This is a genomic window from Streptomyces sp. NPDC059142 (assembly GCF_042755665.1).
Taxonomy (GTDB): Bacteria; Actinomycetota; Actinomycetes; order Streptomycetales; family Streptomycetaceae; genus Streptomyces.
The window spans coordinates 13,856-19,548 of the sequence record NZ_JBHZDA010000001.1 but is presented as its reverse complement, the minus strand read 5'-3'; the positions used below and the strand labels follow the sequence as shown (position 1 = coordinate 19,548).

General features: G+C 74.1%; 5 protein-coding genes and 1 pseudogene. 3 read left to right on the top strand and 3 right to left on the bottom strand.

Going from position 1 to position 5,693, the window contains the following annotated elements; all coding sequences use genetic code 11:
* Positions 1-111: 111 nt before the first annotated feature.
* Positions 112-558 carry an ATP-binding protein gene (locus ACFXPK_RS00110; RefSeq protein WP_385069851.1) on the bottom strand — a complete coding sequence of 149 codons (447 nt, stop codon included), beginning with the start codon at positions 556-558 and terminating at the stop codon, positions 112-114.
* 361 nt (positions 559-919) lie between these two features.
* Positions 920-1,993, bottom strand: a complete 1,074-nt coding sequence (locus ACFXPK_RS00105; RefSeq protein WP_385069849.1) for a hypothetical protein — start codon at positions 1,991-1,993, stop codon at positions 920-922.
* Positions 1,994-2,163: 170 nt separating this feature from the next.
* On the opposite strand from ACFXPK_RS00105, the gene dapE reads away from it, so the two are divergent.
* Both dapE and ACFXPK_RS00095 read left to right on the top strand, forming a co-directional pair.
* A complete protein-coding gene (gene dapE, locus ACFXPK_RS00100; protein WP_385069846.1) occupies positions 2,164-3,243 on the top strand; it encodes a succinyl-diaminopimelate desuccinylase in 1,080 nt (359 codons plus the stop codon).
* 136 nt (positions 3,244-3,379) lie between these two features.
* On the top strand, positions 3,380-4,129 hold the full coding sequence (locus ACFXPK_RS00095) for a TIGR00730 family Rossman fold protein (RefSeq protein WP_385069844.1): 750 nt from the start codon (positions 3,380-3,382) through the stop codon (positions 4,127-4,129).
* 73 nt (positions 4,130-4,202) lie between these two features.
* Here the strand turns inward: ACFXPK_RS00095 and folP are convergent.
* Positions 4,203-5,078, bottom strand: a pseudogene (gene folP, locus ACFXPK_RS00090) (dihydropteroate synthase); the annotation flags it as partial.
* A gap of 196 nt (positions 5,079-5,274) precedes the next feature.
* On the opposite strand from folP, the gene ACFXPK_RS00085 reads away from it, so the two are divergent.
* A complete protein-coding gene (locus ACFXPK_RS00085) occupies positions 5,275-5,628 on the top strand; it encodes a hypothetical protein (RefSeq protein ID WP_385069841.1) in 354 nt (117 codons plus the stop codon).
* Positions 5,629-5,693 lie beyond the last annotated feature (65 nt).

Genomic DNA, 5,693 nt, shown 5'->3' with positions numbered 1-5,693 from the left:
GCCACCGCCGGCCCCCCTCGGCCCCTGTGGCGCGCCCGCACCCCAGGGCCCTCGCGTGTGCGTGTACGCGGGTACGTGACCGGTGCCCGGGACCGGCGGTACGCGGCCGGGTCAGCCGATCGGCAGGCCCTTGACCGGGAGCTGCCCCAGCGGCAGACCGCCCTGGGCGGGCCCGGCCGGAGCCGCGCCCTCCGTGGCCGTCTTCGCGGTCTCGCCCAGTACGGTGCCGGCGCTGCCCGCGGTCTCGCCGGCCGCCTTCTGGACGGCGGGGGTCGCCGTCTTCACGGCCTTGCCGACCGTCTTGCCGGCGGCGGGCACGCCCTGCGCGACGGCCTTGCCGCCGGCGCTGCCCACGGCCTGGGTGGCCGCCTGCGCCCCGCTGTCGGCGGCGGTGCCCACGGCGGCGCCGTCGAGCGCGGTGACCGCGCCCAGATCGGTGGTCTGCGGCAGCGCCGCCGCGCTCGCGGACCCGGCCGCGCCGATCACCGGGGCGGCGCCCGCCGCGATGAGCAGCGCGGCTCGGGCGATGCGGCGGGTCAGGGGGAGGTTCGCGGACATGAGGGCTCCTTGGAGGGCTCGGGGACGAACGGTGCGTGTCGCTTGTCCGTCGATCGGCAGATCCGTCGATCGGACGGAGTGACAACCCCTCGAACGGCCATGAAGGATGCGGCGGGCGCAGGTAAAGAGTAGGTAATGCGTCGTGTGGACCCCCCGGGTGCGAATCGGGCGAACGGGGTGGTTCCGCTCCGCCCGGAGAACCGTCACTCCCCTTGTCCCGTAAGGGAAGGGAAGCGTCGGACGGGCGCCGCGGGGAGAGCGCGGATGGGGGCTTCCCGCAGCGGGGCGGACTCGTCCGTCCGGGTGATACGTCGCACTGGGGGACGGCCCGCCTCCCAGGCCCGGCCCGCGGTGGTGAGGCTCAGCGCGCGGTGGTGATACGGACCACTTCCGCCCCGGAGTCCGGACCGTCCGTACGGCCGCCCCCGGTCCCCTCCACCCGCTGCCAGCCCCGGTGCGCCTGCCCCGCCCGCCACACGCGGCCCGCGTAGGCGACCTCGTCGATCCGCAGCTCCCAGGACCGCGCCACCGCCCAGTGCGCCAGCTCCCAGCCGCGCTGCGAGGCCGTGCTCCCCGCCGCCGACCGGCCGGTCCCGCCGGAGATGTCGGTTCCGCCGGTCCCGTCGGACCCTCCGGCCTCACCCGTCTCACCGGCCTCGGAGGCGTCGCCGGCCACCGAGGCGCCCCGCTCACCGCCCGCCGTACCGCCCGCGGCCGACACCGGTACGGAGACCTCGTGCGCGGTGTCCGCCGCCGCCACCTCCGTCCCGAAGTCCCTGGTCAGCGCGGCCCGTACCTTCTCCGGGCGGCCCGGTGTGATCCCCGTCGGTGTCGAACAGGTCAGCGACGCGGCGGAGCGTCCGGTGAGCGCGGCGGCGAGCAGCGCGGCGTCCGGCTCGTGCTTCGCGTACGCCTGCGGGAAACCGCTGCGCTGGACGCGCTGCGCCGCCTCCGTGAGCGGCAGCCGCGAGTAGCCGGGGACCTCGACCAGATGGTCGTAGAACTCGCCCGCCGAGTAGACCGGGTCCTGGATCTGCGCGGCCGTGCCCCACCCCTTCGACGGGCGCTGCTGGAACAGACCGAGCGAGTCACGGTCGCCGTGGTCGAGATTGCGCAGCGCCGACTCCTGGAGGGCGGTCGCCAGCGCGATCGTCACCGCGCGCTCGGGCAGCCCGCGGCGTGTGCCGACGGCGGAGATCGTGGCCGCGTTGGCCGCCTGCTCGGGGGTCATCTCGTACGTGGGGCCGCCGCCGTCGGGCTCGTCCCCGGCGTGGGCCACACAGCGCGGCGGGCCCCCGCCACCGCTCAGATACTGCACCGCCATGTAGCAGGCCACGGCCAGCAGAACGCCGAAGGCACCCGCGACACGCAGGAGGCGCCCGCGGCCGAAACGGGCGCGCGAGACGGAGGAGGAAGGGGATACGGGCTCTGACACGCGCTCACCGTACTGGAGTCGGGGAGTCCCGGCGGCCGGCTCGGGAAGACCCGCCACAGAGGTTCCGCGAACCCGGCGCGCAGGCGCGCGCAGGCGCGCGGAGGTGGTGAAGAACGGCGCGTGGATCATGCGGGACGAGGGGTGTCAGTACGGCGTATTAGGGTCGAAGCATGTCTGAGACACCGCTCGACCTCACCCTGGACGGCCCCGCGCTCACCGCTCGGCTGGTGGACTTTCCCTCGGTCAGCGGCGAGGAGAAGCCGCTCGCCGACGCGATCGAGCAGGCGCTGCTCACCCTGCCGCATCTCACCGTCGACCGGTACGGCAACAACGTGGTGGCGCGTACGGGGCTGGGGCGCGGCGAGCGGGTCGTCCTGGCCGGACACATCGACACCGTCCCGATCGCGGACAACGTGCCCTCCCGGCTCGACGGCGACGGGGTGCTGTGGGGGTGCGGCACCAGCGACATGAAGTCGGGCGTCGCCGTCCAGCTCCGTATCGCCGCGACCGTCCCGGAGCCCAACCGGGACCTCACGTTCGTCTTCTACGACAACGAGGAGGTCGCCGCCGACCTCAACGGGCTCGGACATGTCGCCGCCGCCCACCCCGACTGGCTGGCGGGCGACTTCGCCGTGCTGCTGGAGCCCTCCGACGGCGAGGTCGAGGGCGGCTGCCAGGGCACGCTGCGGGTCCTGCTGCGTACGACGGGGGAGCGGGCGCACTCCGCGCGGAGCTGGATGGGGTCCAACGCCGTCCACGCCGCCACGCCGATCCTCCAGCGCCTCGCCGCGTACGAGCCGCGCCGGCCGGTCGTCGACGGCCTGGAGTTCCACGAGGGCCTGAACGCCGTACGGATCGAGGGGGGCGTCGCCACGAATGTCATCCCCGACGAGTGCACCGTCACCGTCAACTACCGGTACGCGCCGGACCTCACCGAGGAGGAGGCCCTGGCCCACGTCCACGAGGTCTTCGCGGGGTGCGGCGTGGCCGAGTTCGTCGTGGACGACCACTCGGGCGCCGCACGGCCCGGCCTGTCGCACCCGGCCGCCGCCGCCTTCATGGCGGCCGTGGGAGGGCAGGCACGGCCCAAGTTCGGCTGGACGGACGTCGCGCGCTTCAGCGCGCTCGGGGTGCCCGCCGTCAACTACGGGCCCGGCAACCCGCTGCTCGCCCACAAGCGGGACGAGCGGGTGGCCGTCGAGCGGATCACGCACTGCGAGGACCGGCTCCGCGCGTGGCTCACGCGGTAGCGGGAGGCGGGGCCCGGCCGGTCCGCTGGGCCCGGCCCCTGGTCGGGACCTGATCGACTGCCGGAATTTCGCCGTTTGTCACGTCCGCCGATCTACCCTTTCCCAGAACAACGCACAGCAGCGGAGGGAGCAGCTCATGGGCATGCCTGAAGGGGCGCGCAGGCCGGAGGAACAGCGGCTCGGCCCGGTGGTCCGGCGGCGCGAGCAGGTGCAGCCCGGCACGACCGATCAGCGGCTGCTGGACACCGAGGGCGATTCGGAGTGGGTGCACACCGATCCCTGGCGGGTGATGCGGATCCAGTCGGAGTTCGTGGAGGGCTTCGGCGCCCTCGCCGAACTCCCCAGCGCCATCGCGGTCTTCGGCTCCGCGCGCACCCCGGTCGGCACGACGGAGTACGACGCGGGCGTGCGGCTCGGCGGGGCGCTGGTCGACGCCGGGTTCGCGGTGATCACGGGCGGCGGTCCCGGCGCCATGGAGGCGGCGAACAAGGGCGCGCGGGAGGCCTCGGGTGTCTCCGTCGGACTCGGCATCGAGCTGCCCTTCGAGCAGGGGCTCAACGCGCATGTCGACATCGGCGTGAACTTCCGCTACTTCTTCGTCCGCAAGACGATGTTCGTGAAGTACGCGCAGGGCTTCGTGGTGCTGCCGGGGGGCCTCGGCACCCTGGACGAGCTGTTCGAGGCGCTCACCCTGGTGCAGACCCGCAAGGTGACCCGCTTCCCGATCGTGCTCTTCGGCACGGAGTACTGGGGCGGCCTGGTCGACTGGCTGCGCGGCACGGTGGTGGCGCAGGGCAAGGCGTCCGAGAAGGACCTGCTGCTCTTCCATGTCACGGACGACGTGGAGGAAGCGGTCGCGCTGGTCACGAAGGAGACCGGGAACTGAGCCCGGCCCCTCCGTCCGCTCCGCGCCCGTTCGGATGAGCGCGGTCCGCCGGTGCCCCCCCGGTGCGCGGTGAGGCGGGGCCGCGGCGGGCCCCGGCGGGCGGCCGGTGGCCCGCGACGGACGCGACCATGTCCAGCACCTGCCGCGTCTCCGCGACCTCGTGGACGCGGTAGACCCGCGCGCCCAGCCACGCCGAGACCGCCGTCGTCGCCAGCGTGCCGATCAGCCGTTCCTTGACGGGCCGGTCGAGCGTCTCCCCGACGAAGTCCTTGTTGGAGAGCGAGACCAGCACCGGCCACCCGGTCTCCGCCATCTCCCCGAGCCTGCGGGTCGCCTCCAGCGAGTGCCGGGTGTTCTTCCCGAAGTCGTGGCCCGGGTCGATCATGATCGCGTCGCGGCGTACCCCCAGCTCCAGGGCGCGCTCGGCCAGCCCCAGCGTCACCCGCAGGATGTCGGCCATCACGTCGTCGTACGCGATCCGGTGCGGCCGGGTCCTGGGCTCGGCCCCGCCCGCGTGGGTGCACACCAGCCCGGCGCCGTACCGCGCGGCGACCTCCGCCAGCCGAGGGTCGACCCCGCCCCACGCGTCGTTGAGCAGATCCGCGCCGGCCTCGCAGACCGCCTCGCCGACCTCGTGGCGCCAGGTGTCCACACTGATCACCACCTCGGGGAAGCGGCGGCGCACCTCCGCGACGAAGCCGACCGTACGGCGGGCCTCCTCCTCGGCGGTGACCTCGTCGCCGGGCCCCGCCTTCACCCCGCCGATGTCGATGATCGCGGCACCTTCGGCGACCGCCTGCTCGACGCGGTCGAGGGCCGGCCGGTCGCGGAAGGTCGCCCCCCGGTCGTAGAAGGAGTCCGGGGTCCGGTTGACGATCGCCATGATCACCGGCTCGTGGACGCCGAATTCCCGGCGTCCGAGCCGCAGCGTCCCGTCCGTGGAGCGCATGTCCGTGGTTCCTTCCGGCGTTCGGTTCGCCTGCTCGCCGGTGCCCCGGGGCGGGCACCGGTCTCAGGCATTCGTGCGGGTCCGGCCGGCCTCCGGCCGGTCCCGGACGAAAGACCCTAACCTCCTTCCGCGGCGCCCGGTGTCAGTGGCTCGTGGCACGATCGGCACTGGACGTTTCCTGCCCGGGGAGAAGCTCGTGTTCTTGTTCTTGCTCATCGCGATGGTCGTGGTCGTCGCCGCGGTCACCCTCGCGGTCGTCGGCGGCGGCGACAGCGCGGTTCTGCCGGAGGCGTCTCCGGAACAGTTCGTGGACCCCCTGCCCGTGACGCGCCCGGTGGGGCGCGCGGACGTGGAGGCGCTGCGGCTGCCCGTCGGGGCCCGCGGCTACCGGATGGCCGACGTGGACGACGTCCTCAGCCGTCTCGGCGCCGAACTGGCGGAACGGGACGCGCGGATCGCGGAGCTGGAGTCCGCGCTCGCGGGCGCGCAGGCCACCGCGGTGGGCGCCCCCGCCCCCCAAGAAATAACGAGGGGGGGGGAAGCGGGGTGAGGGAGAGTCACCGAGGCGCCGGGGGGGGGAGACCCCGCACGGCCCCCACGCCCAGAGGGGGCGAC